The following is a 15,233-nucleotide window of genomic DNA, read 5'->3' on the forward strand; positions in this document are numbered from 1 at the left end:
TCCTACGCCGCGACCAGGTACGAGAACACGGACTCGAGGGACTCGTCGGACGGCGAGACCGCCAGCAGCCGGATGCCGTGGTCCCTGGCGACCCTCGGCAGCAGTGCGGTGAAACGGCCGAAGTCGACGGCCTGGATGCGCAGCGCGCCCTCGGCCAGGTCCACCTCGATGCCGGAGGTCGACGAGTCGGCGATCAGTGCGGCCGCGAGGGCGCGGTCGTCACTGGAGCGCACCAGATAGCGGTGCGGTCGGTCGGTCATCAGACGGCGGATCCTGCGGAAGTCACCGCTGGCCGCGTGCCGTCCGGCGACGACGACCTCGATGTGCCGGGCGAGCTGCTCGACCTCTTCGAGGATGTGGGAGGAGAACAGCACGGTGCGGCCCTCGTCCCCCATGCGCCGCAGCAGATCCATGAGCTGCATGCGCTGGCGCGGGTCCATGCCGTTGAAGGGCTCGTCGAGCAGGAGCAGCGAGGGGTCGTGGACGAGGGCACTGGCCATCTTCACGCGCTGGCGCATGCCCTTGGAGTAGGTCGAGATCTTGCGGTCCTGCGCGTACTCCATCTCCACCGTGGCCAGGGCCCGCTGGGCCGCCTTGTCGCCGAGGCCGTGCAGTTCGGCGTTGGCGACGACGAACTCGCGGCCGGTGAGGAAGTCGTACATCGCCTCGCGCTCGGGGACGATGCCGATGTGCCGGTAGATGGCCTCGTTGCGCCAGACCTGCTGTCCGTCGAGGGTGACGGTGCCGGTGGAGGGAGCGAGGAAGCCGCCCATCATGTTGATCAGGGTGGACTTCCCGGCGCCGTTGGGGCCGAGCAGGCCGGTGACTCCGGGGCCGATGGTCATGGTGATGTCGTTGACGGCGACCACGTTGCCGAACCAGCGGGAGACATGGTCGATGTGGAGCGTGGTCACAGGCCCACCTTCCGGTAGCGGCGCATCAGGAGGCCGTAGCTGGCGGCGATCAGGCCGAGGGTGACGGCGAGGAAGACCACGCCCTCACCGGTGCTCGGGCCGATGGCGCCGGGGTAGGCGGAGTGGGCGCCGAGGAACGCGGACTGGACTCCGTCGATGAGCGTGACCGGCGAGAACAGTCCGATCCAGGGGACCGCGTCGGTGCTGTTCTGGGAGTCGGCGATGGCCTGGAGCGTGGAGACGGCGCCGTAGGAGATGGTCAGGACGGCGATGACGGCCGCGATGCCGAAGCCGCGGCGGGGGGTCACCGAGGCGATGACCAGGCCGATGCCGGCGAAGAGCAGGGAGAGCAGGGCCACGGAGACGAGTCCTTGGGCGAATCCCTTGCTCTGGTCGGCGAAGTCGAGCTTGGCCAGCAGCGCGCCGACGTAGAGCACGAGGAGGGGGGCGGCGGTGAGGACGAACAGCGCCGAGGCCAGCGCCGCGAACTTGGCGCGTACGTAGTCCGCGGTCTCGATGGGCCGGGAGAAGTACAGCGGGACGGTCTTGAACCGCAGGTCGCGGGAGACGGACTGGGGCGCCTGCGAGGCGACGTACAGGCTGATGACGGCCTGCATGATGATCGCGTAGCGCGTGTAGTCGACGGGGAGTTCCTTGGCCTTCGTGGCGACCGCGACGGCGACCATGATGGCCGCGGGCACGCACATCACCACGAACAGCAGCATGGGCAGCACCTTGGACTTCACCGAGCGGCCGAGGCCGTAGGCGCCGCGCAGGGACTGCGAGTAGAGGGAGCGGCGGGCGTAGGCGCGGCCGAGGCGGGGGCCGTCGTAGCTGCGGTAGCCGATGTTGTGGATGCGGGTCTGGTCCCCGGTGGGGGTGGTGACGGGCTGGTCAACCGCCATGGCCGACGGCCTCCTTCCTGGTCGGGTCGCTGTCCTTCGGGTCGCTGTCCGCCCGGTCGCTGTCCCGCGTCGCGCGGTCCGCGTCGGTGAAGACCTCGGAGATGTGGTGCCGGCGCTGTTCCATGCGGACCAGACCGAGTCCGAGGTCGGCGACCACGTCACGGACGAGGTCGTAGGTCTCCTCGCCCTGGGCGGTCAGCAGCAGGATGTGGCCGGCGCCGGGCAGGCCCGTGCCGGATTCCACGATCTCCACCCCGCGCGCGGTGAGCGCCTCGCGGACCGCGCCGGTGCCGTCCGGGTGGGCGTCGGTGTCGGTGACCTCGATCGCCAGGGTGGTGGTGGTCTGGGTGAAGTCGGTGGTGGAGCTGGAGCGCAGGAGCTTGCCGCCGTCGACGACCACGACGTGGTCGCAGGTGCGCTCGAGTTCGCCGAGGAGGTGGGAGGTGACCAGGACCGAGATGCCGAAGTCGGTGTGGATGCGGCGGATGAGGCCGAGCATCTCGTCGCGGCCCACCGGGTCCAGGCCGTTGGTCGGCTCGTCGAGGAACACCAGCTGCGGGTCGTGCACCAGGGCCTGGGCGAGCTTGACGCGCTGTTTCATGCCCGTGGAGTAGCCGCCGATGGGGCGGTAGCGCTCCTCGTACAGCCCCACGTGGCGCAGGGTGTCCGCGGTGCGCTCGCGTGCGGCGGTGGGCGGCAGGCCGGACATGCGGGCCATGTGCACGACGAACTCGGTGGCCGAGACGTCGGGCGGCAGGCAGTCGTGCTCCGGCATGTAGCCGACCCGCTCGCGGATGGCGGCGCCCTGGCTGGCCACGTCGAGGCCGAGCACATGGGCGCGGCCCTCGGTGGCGGGCGAGAGACCCAGCAGGATCTTGATGAGCGTGGACTTGCCGGCGCCGTTGGCCCCGACGAGTCCGGTCACACCGGGTCCGATGTCCACGGACAGCCGGTCGAGCGCGGTCACCCGGGGGAACCGCTTGCTCAGGCTTTCGGTCGCGATCACAGTCACAGCTTCGAATGTAGTGACGCGCGCCACGGACATCGTCAGACCTCAGAGCCGTCTTCGCCTCAGACCTCAGATGTACGGGCCCGTAGGGGGACCCCCTTCTTGAGAGTTACGGGGCCGCTGTCTCCCGGGCGGTCCGAGGAGCCGCAGACCGCCCTATTGACGCTTTCTCTAACAAGTGCCAGATTCGGCGGAGTCAAGTTACGGACACGTACCGCAAGTCGGAGGGGGAGTGACGGTGCTCCAGGGCGCGCGCGAGCGGTGGGTGCGGACCGGCGGGACAGAGCTGTGCGTGGCCGAGCTGGGGGACCCCGGGCGGCCGGTGGTCGTCCTGGTGCACGGCTACCCGGACAGCAAGGAGGTGTGGTCCGAGGTCGCGGGCCGGCTGGCCGGCCGCTTCCATGTGGTGCTGTACGACGTCCGGGGCCACGGCCGCTCCAGCGCGCCGCGGCCGCTGCGGGGCGGGTTCACCCTGGAGAAGCTGACGGACGACTTCCTGGCGGTCGTGGACGCGGTCAGTCCGGACCGGCCGGTGCACCTGGTGGGGCACGACTGGGGTTCGGTGCAGTCCTGGGAGTTCGTGACCGTCGAGCGCACCAGGGGCCGGATCGCGTCCTTCACCTCGATGTCCGGGCCGTCCCTCGACCACTTCGGGCACTGGATCAACAAGCGCCTCACCAGGCCCACTCCACGCCGGGTCGGTCAACTCCTCGGCCAGGGCGCCAAGTCCTGGTACGTGTATCTGCTGCACACGCCCGCCCTGCCCGAACTCGCCTGGCGCGGACCGCTCGGCAGGAGCTGGCCCGCGATCCTGCGCCGGGTGGAGAACGTACCGGGCGACGGCTACCCGACCTCGTCGCTGTCCTCGGACGCGGCCAACGGCGCCTGGCTGTACCGGGACAACGTGAGGACCCGGCTGCGGCGTCCGCGCCCGGACGCGCACGCGCACGTGCCCGTACAGCTCATCACGCCCACGGGTGACGCGTTCCTGTCGGAGCGGCTCTACGACGAACTGGAGCAGTGGGTTCCGAGGTTGACCCGGCGCAAGCTTCCCGCGAAACACTGGGTCCCACGCACGCGCCCCGACCGGATCGCGTCCTGGATCACGGATTTCGTCACGTCCGTCGAGGCCACGGGGGTGCCGGAGCCGCAGGCCACGGGGCGCCATGCCGAGCGGTTCGGCGGGCAGTTGGTGCTGGTGACGGGTGCGGGCAGCGGTATCGGGCGGGCCACGGCGCTCGCGTTCGCCGAGGCCGGGGCGCGGGTGATCGCCGTCGACCGGGACCCGGAGAGCGCGGCCCACACCGCCGGGACGGCCCGGCTGATCGGCGCCCCGGAGGCCTGGGCGGAGACCGTGGACGTCTCCGACGAACAGGAGATGGAGAAGCTCGCGGCCAAGGTGCACGCCGAGTACGGGGTGTTGGACGTGCTGGTGAACAACGCGGGGGTGGGGCTCTCGGGTTCGTTCTTCGACACCACCTCCGAGGACTGGCGCCGGGTGCTGGACGTCAACCTGTGGGGGGTCATCCACGGGTGCCGGCTCTTCGGCGGGCGGATGGCCGAGCGCGGCCAGGGCGGTCACATCGTCAACACCGCTTCCGCCGCGGCCTTTCAGCCGTCCAGGGCATTGCCCGCCTACAGCACCTCCAAGGCGGCCGTGCTGATGCTGAGCGAGTGCCTGCGGGCCGAACTGGCCGGTCGGGGCATCGGCGTTACGGCGATCTGTCCCGGACTGGTGAACACGAACATCACGGCCACGGCCACCTTCGTGGGCGTCGACGCGGCGGAGGAGAAGCGCCGCCAGAAGCGGGCCACGCGCGCGTACGGGTTGCGCAACTACCCGCCGGAGAAGGTCGCGGACGCGATCCTGCGCGCCGTCGCCCGCGACGAGGCCGTGGTCCCGGTGACGCCGGAGGCGCGCGGAGCGCACGCTCTGTCACGCTTCGCGCCCAGGGTGTTGAGGGCGCTCGCCCGGGTGCGGCCGCCGGTATGAGGTGACTTGGACCGTCCGGCCTCAAGTATCGCCTCGTCGGTTGGCCTTGGCGAAAGATCTGAGCCGGGCAGCCAGTTGTCCACAGAAACGCCAACTCGCCTGTGGATAACTACTGTTGGTTGTGGATCAAACCTGGGGTCCAAAAGAAAATGCGTGATCCACGTCTCCCCCGTCATGCTGAGGACATGGACCCCAGACGCACCGTGAAGGTGTCGAAGTACCTCTCCAAACATCTGCGCCACCAGCCCGAACGCCTCGGCCTCACCCTCGACGAGGCCGGCTGGGTCGAGATCGACGAGCTGATCGCGGCCTGCGCCGCACACGGCTTCCGCTTCACCCGGGACGAGCTGGACCATGTCGTCGCCACCAACGACAAGAAGCGCTTCGCGATCGAGGGCACCCGGATCCGCGCCAGCCAGGGCCACAGCATCGAGGTGGAGCTCGGGCTGCCCCCGGCGACCCCGCCGGCGTACCTCTACCACGGGACCGTGGCCCGCTCCCTGGACGCCATCCGGGCCGAGGGGCTGCGACCGATGAACCGGCACGACGTGCACCTCTCGGCCGACCGGGAGACCGCGACCCGCGTCGGAGCCCGCCGGGGACGCCCCGTCGTCCTCTCCGTGGACGCCGGCGCCATGCACCGCGACGGCCATGTCTTCCACCTCAGTGCCAACGGGGTGTGGCTGACGAAGGCCGTCCCGCCGCAGTACGTGCGGTTCCCCGAGGCGCACTGACCCTGCATGATCGGCGCCATGGATCACCTCCCCACCACCGAGGCCGCCGTCACCGCGCTCCGCGCGATCGCCGACACCTACGGCCTCGCTGTCGAGGTCACCCACGACATCGGCGCCGACCGCACCTCCCGCCGCACGGCCGCGGGCGTCGGCGTCACCACCGACCCGGACGGCTCGCTGCCCCACGAGGCCTACGTCGAACTGGGCGGCCGGCCCGCCGTGAGCGTACGGCTCTACCCGGACGACGACGCGCTCATCACCGTCGACGGCGTGGAATGCCCCGACGTGGACCGCGACGACGTCCCCGCCTTCCTCCGTGCCCTCTACGAGGGTCACGCCTGGGTCAGCGCACGCCGCTTCCCGCCGAGCCACACGCTGATGGTGCCGTTGCCGGGCGACCGGGTACACAAGGAGCACCTCCCGATGCGCCTCAGTCCGTGGCTGGCCGGTCGCGTGCGGTGACTGTTTCACGTGAAACACCGGCGTCCGCATACGCTCGATGACATGAGTCTGCGCCTGAGCACCGTGATCCTCCCGTACCGCCGCTGGAACGAAGGGGGCCGTTCGGCGTGGATCCGGGCCGAGCAGCTCGGTTTCCACACGGCCTACACCTACGACCATCTGTCCTGGCGCAGCTTCCGCGACGGCCCCTGGTTCGGTGCGGTCCCGACGCTCACCGCCGCCGCGGCCGTCACCGACCGGCTGCGGCTGGGCACCCTGGTGACCTCGCCGAACTTCCGGCACCCGGTGACCCTCGCCAAGGACCTGATCTCCCTCGACGACATCTCCGGCGGCCGGGTGACCCTGGGCATCGGCGCGGGCGGCACCGGCTTCGACGCCACCGCCCTCGGCCAGGAGCCGTGGACCCCGCGCGAGCGGGCCGACCGGTTCGCCGAGTTCGTTCCGCTGCTCGACCGGCTGCTCACCGAGGACTCCGTCTCCCACGAGGGCGCGTTCTACTCGGCGCACGAGGCGCGCAACATCCCCGGCTGTGTCCAGCGCCCCCGGCTGCCCTTCGCCGTCGCGGCGACCGGGCCGCGCGGACTGCGGCTCGCTGCCCGGCACGGTCAGGCGTGGGTGACCACCGGCGACCCCAAGCTGTACGAGAACGGCACCCCCGAGCAGTCGGTTCAGGCCATTCGCGGTCAGATCGGGAAGCTGGCCGAGGCATGTGCCGCCGAGGGCCGGGACGTGAACGGGCTGGAGAAGATCCTGCTCACCGGGTTCACCCCGGACCGCGGCCGTCCGCTGGAGTCGCTGGACGCCTTCGTCGACTTCGCGGGACGGCACCAGGAGCTGGGCTTCACCGAGCTGGTGCTGCACTGGCCCATCCCGGACTCCGACTTCGCCGCGGACGAGAAGGTCTTCGAGCAGATCGCCATGGAGGCGCCGGCCCAACTCGGCTGACGCCGACGGCCGGTCGCCGACCGCGAGGACCGGCCGCCCGAGCCTTTCCCGTGTCTCATGTGTGCGAGCTCTCGCACGGCCGTGCGGGCATATGCGGGAGAATGGCCGGGTGACCTCAGCGACTCGACAGCCCGAGACCCCGGCCCCGGCCCTCCCGCCGCGGCTGATCGCCACCGACCTCGACGGCACGCTGCTGCGCGACGACAAGTCGGTGTCCCCGCGCACGGTCGACGCCCTCGCCGCCGCCGAGGAGGCGGGCATCGAGGTCTTCTTCGTCACCGGCCGCCCCGCCCGCTGGATGGACGTCGTCAGTGAGCACGTCCACGGCCACGGCCTGGCGATCTGCGGCAACGGCGCCGCCGTGGTCGATCTGCACGGCGGCCCCGGCACCCACCGGTTCGTGAAGGTGCGCGAGCTGGAGCGGAACAACGCGCTGGACGCCGTACGGCTGCTGCGCGACGCGGCGCCCGGCACGATGTACGCGATCGAGCAGACGTACGGCTTCCACCAGGAGCCGGAGTACCCGAGGATGCACATGGAGGTCCCGGACCACCTCGCGCCCGCCGAGGAGCTGCTGGCGCCGGACGGCCTCGCCGCCGGTGAGCCGGTGCTGAAGATCCTCGCGTTCCACCCCACGCTCGACCCGGACGCCTTCCTCACCCTGGCCCGCCTCGCCATCGGCGACCGCGCCAACGTCACCCGCTCCAGCCCCAGCGCCCTGCTGGAGATCAGCGGCCCGGACGTCTCCAAGGCCAGCACGCTCGCCCTGTGCTGTGCCGAGCGCGGGATCTCCCACGAGGAGGTCGTCGCGTTCGGGGACATGCCCAACGACGTCGAGATGCTGACCTGGGCGGGCCGCTCGTACGCCATGGGCAACGCGCACCCGGACGTGATCGCCGCCGCCTCCGGGCAGACGGTCGCCAACAACGAGGACGGGGTCGCCGTGGTCATCGAGCGGCTGATCGCCGAACGGCGGTAGGCGGCCCGCGCCCGCCTAGGCGACCGGCACACCGCGTTCCGCCAGCCATGGCACCGGGTCGACCGACGAGCCCAGCTCGGGCGTGACCCGCACCTCGAAGTGCAGATGCGGTCCGGTGGAGTTGCCGGAGGTACCGGACTGGCCGATCCACTGCCCGGCCGTCACCCGCTCCCCCTGGTCGACCGTCACGGCGGCGAGATGGGCGTACTGGGTGCAGTAGCCGTCGGCGTGCCGGATCACCACCTGGATGCCGAACGCGCCCCCGCACGCCACCCGCACCACACGCCCCGCGCCGACCGCCCGCACGGGCGTCCCGATCGGCACCGCGAAGTCCTGCCCGGTGTGCCGGTTCACCCAGCGGTCACCTCCACTGCCGAAGCCCGCCGACAGGGTGTACGTCTCCACCGGGGTGACCCAGTCGCCCGTGACCCGCGCGGGCGGCTGGTCGAGCCGTACGGCACCACGGCACGCACCCGCGGCCACCGAGGCGTCCGCCTGCCCCTGCAACGCCCACCGCGCCTGCTCCAGCGTGTCCTCGATGCCCTGCCTCAGGCCGGCGAGCTCGACCCGCCTGCGCTCGACCTCCCGCCAGACCTCGACGGCCCGCGCCTCGTCGGCGGCCAGCCGGGTCTCGGCCCGCCGGCTCTTCTCCAGCGCGTTGTCGACGGCCAGATTCGCCTGGGAGAACAGGTGCTGACCGCGCATCAGCCGCTCCGGATCGGCTGCCAGCAGCATCTGCGCGACCACCGGGAGCCCGCCCCCGGCGCGGTACTGGGCACGGGCGATACGGCCCAGGTCCTCGCGCAGCACCGCGGTCTCCCGCCGCTCCCGGCCGAGGAGTTCCTCCAGCCGCCGGACCTCGGCCTGCTTCGCCTCCGCCGCGCGCCGCCCCGTCTCGTAGCGCCGGGTGGCCGCGGCCGCGTCCTCGTACAGCCGCGCCACCCGCGTACTGAGCCCGGAGTCCGCGCCGTCCCCGTCGCCGGGCTCCCCGTCGGCGGCCGTGGGACGGGCCGCGAGCAGGGCCGCCCCGCACAGCAGGACCACGACGAGCCGGGAACGACGGCGAAGTGAGCGCATGTCAGCGATCGTGACCCGGCCGGCGGCCCCGGTCCTGTCGGAGGCGTACGCCCGGGGGACACCTCACCCCTGATGGCTCAACCCGACGGCTGCGCGCCCACCAGAAGGTCCGCCGCCGCCTCCCTTTCGACCATCGCGCGCAACGGTCCCTCCACGGCCGCCAGTTCCGCGTACGTGCCGCGCTGCACGACCCGGCCCGCGTCGAGGACGACCACCTCGTCCACCGCCCCGAGACCGGCCAGCCGGTGGGTGATGAGCAGGGTGGTACGGCCCTCGGTCGCGGCGAGCAGGTCCGCGGTGAGCGCGTCGGCGGTCGGCAGGTCGAGGTGCTCGGCGGGCTCGTCGAGCACCAGCACGGGGAAGTCGGCGAGCAGCGCGCGGGCCAGCGCCAGGCGCTGCCGCTGACCGCCGGAGAGCCGGGCGCCGTGCTCGCCGACGAGGGTGTCGAGCCCGTCGGGCAGTCCGTCCGCCCACTCCAGCAGCCGGGCCCGCGCCAGCGCGTCCCGCAGTTCGTCCTCGCTCGCGCCCTTCCGCGCCAGCAGCAGGTTCTCGCGCACCGAGCTGTCGAAGAGATGCGCGTCCTGGGCGCACAGCCCGACCAGACGGCGTACGTCGTCGCCGTCCAGGGCGGCGGCGTCCACCCCGCCGAGCGTGTACGAGGAGCCCTCGTCGGCGTCCAGGAAGCGCAGCAGCACCTGGGCGAGGGTCGTCTTGCCGGAGCCGGAGGGCCCCACCACGGCGATCCTGCGCCCCTGTCCCAGCGTGAGGTCGACCCCGGTGAGCGCGTCCCGGTCCTGCCCGGCGTGCCGGGCGGTCAGCCCCCGGACGGTGAGCGGGAACGGCGCCGCGGGCGCCTGCCGGGGCCGCTCCGGCTCGCGCACCGGGTCGGGGGAGTCCAGCACCTCGTACACCCGCTCGGCGCTCCTGCGGACCCGCTGGCGGTACTGCACGGCGAGCGGCAGCCCCAGGACGGCCTCGAAGGCGGCCAGCGGGGTCAGCACGACCACCGCCATGGTCACGCCGTCCAGCCGCCCGGCGGCGACCGCCTGGGCGCCCACGAGCGCCGCGGCGGCCACGGTCAGTCCGGAGACGAGGGCGGTCAGCCCGTCGCCCAGGGCGGTGGCCGTGGCGGCCCGCGAGGCGATCCGGGTGAGCACGCCGTCGGCGGCCCGTACCTCGGCCCGGCGGGCGGGCAGGGCGCCCGCGACGGTCAGTTCGGCGGTGCAGGTCAGCAGGTCGGCGGTACGGGTGGCGAGCACGCCCCGGGCGGGGGCCAGCCGGCGTTCGGCCCGGCGGGCCACCGCGCCGGTGATCAGCGGGACGCCCACCCCGGCCGTGAGCAGCCCGGCGGCGAGCACCGCGCCCGCCTGAGGCAGCAGCCACGCCGTGAACGCCACCGACCCGACCGACACGACGGCGGCGGCAGCGGCGGGCAGCAGCCAGCGCAGCCAGTAGTCCTGGAGGGCGTCCACGTCGGCGACCAGCCGCGTCAGCAGATCGCCGCGGCGGGTGGTGCGCAGCCCGGCGGGCGCCAGCCGCTCCAGACGCCGGAACACCGCGACCCGGGTGTCGGCGAGCATCCGCAGCACGGCGTCGTGCGACACCAGCCGCTCCGCGTACCGGAACACCGCCCGGCCGATACCGAAGGCGCGGGTCGCCGTCACCGCCACCATCAGGTAGAGCACCGGCGGCTGCTGCGAGGCGCGCGAGATCAGCCACCCCGAGGTGGCCATCAGCCCGACGGCGCTGCCGAGGGCCAGAGCGCCCAGCAGCAGCGCGAGAGCGAGCCGGCCACGGCGGGGACCCGCCATGCCCCGGACCCGGGCGAGCACCCGCTGCCCGGAGGCGACGGGGGCGGTCCCGGCGGCGGCCGGGGTGCCGGGGGCCGGCGCCTCCGGCGGGGTGGGGGCGGCCGGGGTCCCGGCGGCCGGCCGGCGGGGGCCGGCGTCGGTGGGTTCCGGCAGCCGTACGATCCGGTCCGCCACGCCCAGCAGCGCCGGCCGGTGGACGACCAGGAGGACCGTCCGGCCGGCCGCCAGCCGCCGTACGGCCGTCACGATCTCCGCCTCCGTCGCGCCGTCGAGCGCCGCCGTGGGCTCGTCGAGCAGCAGGACGGGACGGTCGGCGAGGAAGGCGCGGGCCAGGGCGAGACGCTGGCGCTGGCCCGCGGACAGGCCGCTGCCGTCCTCGCCCAGGACGGTGTCGATCCCCTCGGGCAGCGCGGCCACGAAGTCCAGCGCCCCCGCGTCCGCCAGCGCCTGCCGTACGGCCGCCTCGTCGGCGTCGGGACGTGCCAGCCGTACGTTCTCCGCGATCGTCCCGGCGTACAGGTGGGGGTGCTGCGGCACCCAGGCGATCCGTGACCGCCACTGCTCCGGGTCGAGGTCGGCGAGGTCGGCTCCCCCGATCCGCACCCGGCCCCCGGTGGGCCGTACGAAGCCCAGCAGGGTGTGCAGCAGGGTCGACTTGCCCGCGCCGCTCGGGCCGACCAGCGCGACGGTCTCCCCCGGCGCGACGGTGAACGACACTGCGGACAGGGCGTCGGTCGCGCGGCCCGGGTGGCGGACGGTCACCTCCTCGAAGGCCAGCGCGCCCTGAGGGACCTCGGTCGTGCCGGAGGCCGGGACCGGCGTCTCCAGCACGGCGAAGATCTCCTCGGCGGCAGCGAGCCCCTCGGCGGCCGCGTGGTACTGCGCGCCGACCTGGCGCAGCGGCAGATACGCCTCGGGCGCGAGGACCAGGATGACGAGGCCGATGTACAGGTCCATCTCGCCGTGCACGAGCCGCATGCCGATCGCCACGGCGACCAGGGCCACCGAGAGGGTCGACAGCAGTTCCAGCGCGAAGGACGAGATGAAGGCGATCCGCAGCGTCCGCATGGTCGCCCGGCGGTACTCGCCGGTGATCCGCCGGATGGACTCGGCCTGCGCCTTGGCCCGCCCGAACACCTTCAGCGTGGGCAGCCCCGCGACGACGTCCAGGAAATGCCCGGACAGCCGGGACAGCAGCCGCCACTGACGGTCCATCCGCGACTGGGTGGCCCAGCCGATCAGCACCATGAAGACCGGGATCAGCGGGAGGGTGCCGACGACGATGGCCGCCGACACCCAGTCCTCGGTGACGATCCGCGCCAGCACCGCGACCGGCACGACCACCGCGAGCCCCAGCTGGGGGAGGTAGCGTGCGAAATAGTCGTCGAGGGCGTCGACTCCCCGGGTGGCCAGGGCGACCAGGGAGCCGGTGCGCTGTCCGCCCAGCCAGCCGGGACCGAGCGCGGTCGCCCGCTCCAGGAGCCGCCCCCGCAGCTCCGACTTCACCGCCGCGCTCGCCCGGTGGGCGGCGAGTTCGGTGAGCCAGGAGACCAGGGCACGGCCGGCCGCCACCGCCACCAGGAGCAGCAGCGGGGTGCGGAGTCCGGAGACGCCCAGCCCGTGCTGGAACGCACCGACCACCACCTCGGCGATGAGCATCGCCTGGGCGATGACCAGGAGCGCCCCGACGGCGCCCAGGCCGATCACGGCCAGCAGGAAGGACCGGGTGGCCCGGGCGTGGCGCAGAAGACGCGGATCGATCGGTTTCACGTGAAACACACCTCAGTGGGCGACATCGGCGGCGATGTGCTGGGTGCCGATCCGCTTGCGGAAGACCCAGTAGGTCCAGCTCTGGTAGAGCAGGACGAGCGGGGTGGCGATCCCCGCGCACCAGGTCATGATCTTCAAGGTGTACGGGCTGGACGAGGCGTTGGTGACCGTGAGGCTCCAGTCCTCGTTCAGGCTGGACGGCATGACGTTCGGGAAGAGCGTCAGGAAGAGCATGGCCACGGCGGCCACGATGGTGACACCGGAGAAGGCGAACGACCAGCCCTCACGCCCGGCCTGGTTGGCCACGAGCGCCGCGACCAGGGCGGCGACCGCGACGACCAGCGCGACCAGACTCTTGGAGTCGCCGCTGTCGACCTGGGTCCACAGCAGGAAGACCAGCGCGACCACGGCCGTGACGAGACCGACGTACAGCGCCAGCTTCCGGGCCCGCTCCCGGATCTCGCCGACGGTCTTGAGAGCGGTGAAGACCGCCCCGTGGAAGGTGAACAGCGTCAGGGTCACCAGACCGCCGAGGAGCGCGTACGGGTTGAGCAGGTCCCCGACGGTCCCGACGTACTCGAAGTGCCGGTCGATCTTCACGCCGTGCACGATGTTGCCGAAGGCCACGCCCCACAGGAACGCGGGCAGCAGCGAGGTCCAGAAGATCGCGGTCTCCCAGTTGCGCTGCCAGTTCTCCTCCGGCCGCTTCGCCCGGTACTCGAAGGCGACGCCCCGGACGATCAGGCAGACCAGGATGAGCAGCAGGGGCAGGTAGAAGCCGGAGAAGAGCGTGGCGTACCACTCGGGGAAGGCGGCGAAGGTGGCACCGCCGGCCGTGAGCAGCCACACCTCGTTGCCGTCCCAGACGGGGCCGATGGTGTTGATCAGCACCCGCTTCTCGGGCCGGTCGCGGGCCAGCAGCTTGGTGAGGATGCCGACTCCGAAGTCGAAGCCCTCCAGGAAGAAGTAGCCGGTCCACAGGACGGCGATCAGGACGAACCAGACGTCGTGCAGTTCCATGACTGTGCAGCTCCCTCGGCCTAGTAGGAGAAGGCCATCGGCTTGTCGGCGTCACGGGAGTCGCCGCCGATCTTCGTGGGCGGGTTCAGGTCGGCCTCGGTGAGCTCGGGCGGACCGGCCTTCACGTACTTCAGCAGCAGCTTGACCTCGACGACTGCGAGGACGGCGTACAGGGCGGTGAAGACGATCATCGAGGTGAGGACCTCGGCCTGGGAGACCCCGGGGGAGACCGCGTCGCGGGTCTGCAGGACGCCGTAGACGACCCAGGGCTGGCGGCCCATCTCGGTGAAGATCCAGCCCCAGGAGTTGGCGATCAGCGGGAAGCCGAGGGTCCAGATCGCGACCAGCCAGTACAGCTTGGAGAGCTTGGGGCTGAGGGCCTTGTTCCGGAAGAGGACGAGGTGGGGCACCTCGTCGTCACCGACCCGCAGGTGCTGGGGCAGCAGGAACTTCTTGCGGGTGAGCCAGAGTCCGGCGAGGCCGATGGTGAACGACGTCATGCCGAAGCCGATCATCCAGCGGAAACCCCAGTAGGCGACGGGGATGTTGGGCCGGTAGTCACCGGGCCCGTACTTCTCCTGCTCGGCCTTGTTGACATCGTTGATGCCGGGGACGTGCGAGGTGAAGTCGTCGTTCGCGAGGAAGGAGAGCAGGCCGGGGATCTCGATGGCGACCTTGTTGTGGCCCTTCTCGACGTCGCCGTAGGCGAAGACCGAGAACGGCGCGGGCGCCTCACCGTCCCAGAGCGCCTCGGCGGCGGCCATCTTCATCGGCTGCTGCTTGAACATCACCTTGCCGAGGACGTCACCGCTGATCGCGGTGAGCAGTCCGGCGATCACGACGGTGATCAGGCCCAGCCGCAGCGAGGTCTTCATCACGGTGACGTGCTTCTTGCGGAAGAGGTGGAAGGCGGCGATGCCGACCATGAAGGCGCCACCGGTCAGGAAGGCCGCCGACAGGGTGTGGAACACCTGGCTGAGCGCGGTGTTCTGGGTCAGCACGGCCCAGAAGTCGGTCAGCTCGGCGCGGCCCTTGGCCTTGTTGATCCGGTAGCCGACCGGGTGCTGCATCCAGGAGTTGGCCGCGAGGATGAAGTAGGCCGACAGGATCGTGCCGATCGAGACCATCCAGATGCAGGCCAGGTGGATCTTCTTCGGCAGCTTGTCCCAGCCGAAGATCCACAGCCCGATGAAGGTGGACTCGAAGAAGAAGGCGATGAGGGCCTCGAAGGCCAGCGGGGCGCCGAAGACATCGCCGACGAAGCGCGAGTAGTCGGACCAGTTCATACCGAACTGGAACTCCTGCACGATGCCGGTGACGACACCCATCGCGATGTTGATCAGGAAGAGCTTGCCCCAGAACTTGGTCGCCCTGAGGTACTTCTCCTTCTCCGTGCGCACCCAGGCGGTCTGGAGCCCCGCGGTGAGCGCCGCGAGGGAGATGGTCAGGGGAACGAACAGGAAGTGGTAGACGGTCGTGATGCCGAACTGCCAGCGCGCCAGAGTCTCCGGCGCCAAAGCCAGGTCCACGTCGCCGCTCCTTACCTCACAGGCTGTGGAACATACGCTCAGCGAGCGCTTGTGAAAGCGTTCACATTCACAAGCTAGTATGACA

The 15,233-nt window shown here is 71.6% G+C and carries 12 protein-coding genes; 5 read left to right on the top strand and 7 right to left on the bottom strand.

Features of this window, described 5'->3' with window-relative positions; genetic code table 11:
* Window positions 1–2: 2 nt before the first annotated feature.
* The 3 genes from ABZ490_RS09560 to ABZ490_RS09570 are packed head-to-tail and all read right to left on the bottom strand — an operon-like array spanning window position 3 to window position 2,825.
* Complete coding sequence (locus ABZ490_RS09560) at window positions 3–914, bottom strand: ABC transporter ATP-binding protein (protein ID WP_358986872.1); 912 nt, start codon at window positions 912–914, stop codon at window positions 3–5.
* Window positions 911–1,819: an ABC transporter permease gene (locus ABZ490_RS09565; protein ID WP_358986875.1), complete on the bottom strand. Its 909-nt coding sequence runs from the start codon at window positions 1,817–1,819 to the stop codon at window positions 911–913. The genes ABZ490_RS09560 and ABZ490_RS09565 overlap by 4 nt, the downstream gene beginning before the upstream one ends.
* Window positions 1,809–2,825, bottom strand: a complete 1,017-nt coding sequence (locus tag ABZ490_RS09570) for an ABC transporter ATP-binding protein (RefSeq protein ID WP_358987396.1) — start codon at window positions 2,823–2,825, stop codon at window positions 1,809–1,811. The genes ABZ490_RS09565 and ABZ490_RS09570 overlap by 11 nt, the downstream gene beginning before the upstream one ends.
* Before the next feature lie 235 nt (window positions 2,826–3,060).
* Here ABZ490_RS09570 and ABZ490_RS09575 point away from each other — a divergent pair, with 235 nt between their 5' ends.
* The 5 genes from ABZ490_RS09575 to ABZ490_RS09595 all read left to right on the top strand — a co-directional run bounded on the left by ABZ490_RS09575 (window position 3,061) and on the right by ABZ490_RS09595 (window position 7,941).
* A complete protein-coding gene (locus tag ABZ490_RS09575) occupies window positions 3,061–4,821 on the top strand; it encodes an SDR family oxidoreductase (protein ID WP_358986877.1) in 1,761 nt (586 codons plus the stop codon).
* Window positions 4,822–5,006: 185 nt separating this feature from the next.
* On the top strand, window positions 5,007–5,555 hold the full coding sequence (locus ABZ490_RS09580) for an RNA 2'-phosphotransferase (protein WP_358986880.1): 549 nt from the start codon (window positions 5,007–5,009) through the stop codon (window positions 5,553–5,555).
* An 18-nt stretch (window positions 5,556–5,573) separates the two neighbouring features.
* On the top strand, window positions 5,574–6,017 hold the full coding sequence (locus ABZ490_RS09585) for a hypothetical protein (RefSeq protein WP_358986883.1): 444 nt from the start codon (window positions 5,574–5,576) through the stop codon (window positions 6,015–6,017).
* A gap of 42 nt (window positions 6,018–6,059) precedes the next feature.
* Window positions 6,060–6,962: an LLM class flavin-dependent oxidoreductase gene (locus tag ABZ490_RS09590; protein ID WP_358986886.1), complete on the top strand. Its 903-nt coding sequence runs from the start codon at window positions 6,060–6,062 to the stop codon at window positions 6,960–6,962.
* Window positions 6,963–7,053: 91 nt separating this feature from the next.
* The gene (locus ABZ490_RS09595; protein WP_358986889.1) at window positions 7,054–7,941 is read left to right on the top strand and encodes a Cof-type HAD-IIB family hydrolase; all 888 of its coding nucleotides are present in this window, start codon (window positions 7,054–7,056) and stop codon (window positions 7,939–7,941) included.
* Window positions 7,942–7,956: 15 nt separating this feature from the next.
* Here the strand turns inward: ABZ490_RS09595 and ABZ490_RS09600 are convergent, their stop codons facing one another.
* From ABZ490_RS09600 to ABZ490_RS09615, 4 genes are all read right to left on the bottom strand, one after another.
* The gene (locus tag ABZ490_RS09600; protein WP_358986892.1) at window positions 7,957–9,018 is read right to left on the bottom strand and encodes a peptidoglycan DD-metalloendopeptidase family protein; all 1,062 of its coding nucleotides are present in this window, start codon (window positions 9,016–9,018) and stop codon (window positions 7,957–7,959) included.
* A gap of 77 nt (window positions 9,019–9,095) precedes the next feature.
* Window positions 9,096–12,599 carry a thiol reductant ABC exporter subunit CydD gene (cydD, locus tag ABZ490_RS09605; RefSeq protein ID WP_358986895.1) on the bottom strand — a complete coding sequence of 1,168 codons (3,504 nt, stop codon included), beginning with the start codon at window positions 12,597–12,599 and terminating at the stop codon, window positions 9,096–9,098.
* 12 nt (window positions 12,600–12,611) lie between these two features.
* On the bottom strand, window positions 12,612–13,619 hold the full coding sequence (cydB, locus tag ABZ490_RS09610; RefSeq protein ID WP_358986898.1) for a cytochrome d ubiquinol oxidase subunit II: 1,008 nt from the start codon (window positions 13,617–13,619) through the stop codon (window positions 12,612–12,614).
* 20 nt (window positions 13,620–13,639) lie between these two features.
* Window positions 13,640–15,148 carry a cytochrome ubiquinol oxidase subunit I gene (locus ABZ490_RS09615; protein ID WP_358986901.1) on the bottom strand — a complete coding sequence of 503 codons (1,509 nt, stop codon included), beginning with the start codon at window positions 15,146–15,148 and terminating at the stop codon, window positions 13,640–13,642.
* Window positions 15,149–15,233 lie beyond the last annotated feature (85 nt).

Origin of the sequence: Streptomyces sp. NPDC005811 (assembly GCF_040630405.1) — a bacterium.
Taxonomy (GTDB): Bacteria; Actinomycetota; Actinomycetes; order Streptomycetales; family Streptomycetaceae; genus Streptomyces.

What these genes read in the sequence shown, in the direction of transcription:
- ABZ490_RS09600 (WP_358986892.1), bottom strand. Translation starts at nt 9,018, where the DNA reads ATGCGCTCACTTCGCCGTCGTTCCCGGCTCGTCGTGGTCCTGCTGTGC.
- ABZ490_RS09580 (WP_358986880.1), top strand. Translation starts at nt 5,007, where the DNA reads ATGGACCCCAGACGCACCGTGAAGGTGTCGAAGTACCTCTCCAAACAT.
- ABZ490_RS09595 (WP_358986889.1), top strand. Translation starts at nt 7,054, where the DNA reads ATGCGGGAGAATGGCCGGGTGACCTCAGCGACTCGACAGCCCGAGACC.
- ABZ490_RS09590 (WP_358986886.1), top strand. Translation starts at nt 6,060, where the DNA reads ATGAGTCTGCGCCTGAGCACCGTGATCCTCCCGTACCGCCGCTGGAAC.
- ABZ490_RS09585 (WP_358986883.1), top strand. Translation starts at nt 5,574, where the DNA reads ATGGATCACCTCCCCACCACCGAGGCCGCCGTCACCGCGCTCCGCGCG.
- ABZ490_RS09565 (WP_358986875.1), bottom strand. Translation starts at nt 1,819, where the DNA reads ATGGCGGTTGACCAGCCCGTCACCACCCCCACCGGGGACCAGACCCGC.
- cydB (WP_358986898.1), bottom strand. Translation starts at nt 13,619, where the DNA reads ATGGAACTGCACGACGTCTGGTTCGTCCTGATCGCCGTCCTGTGGACC.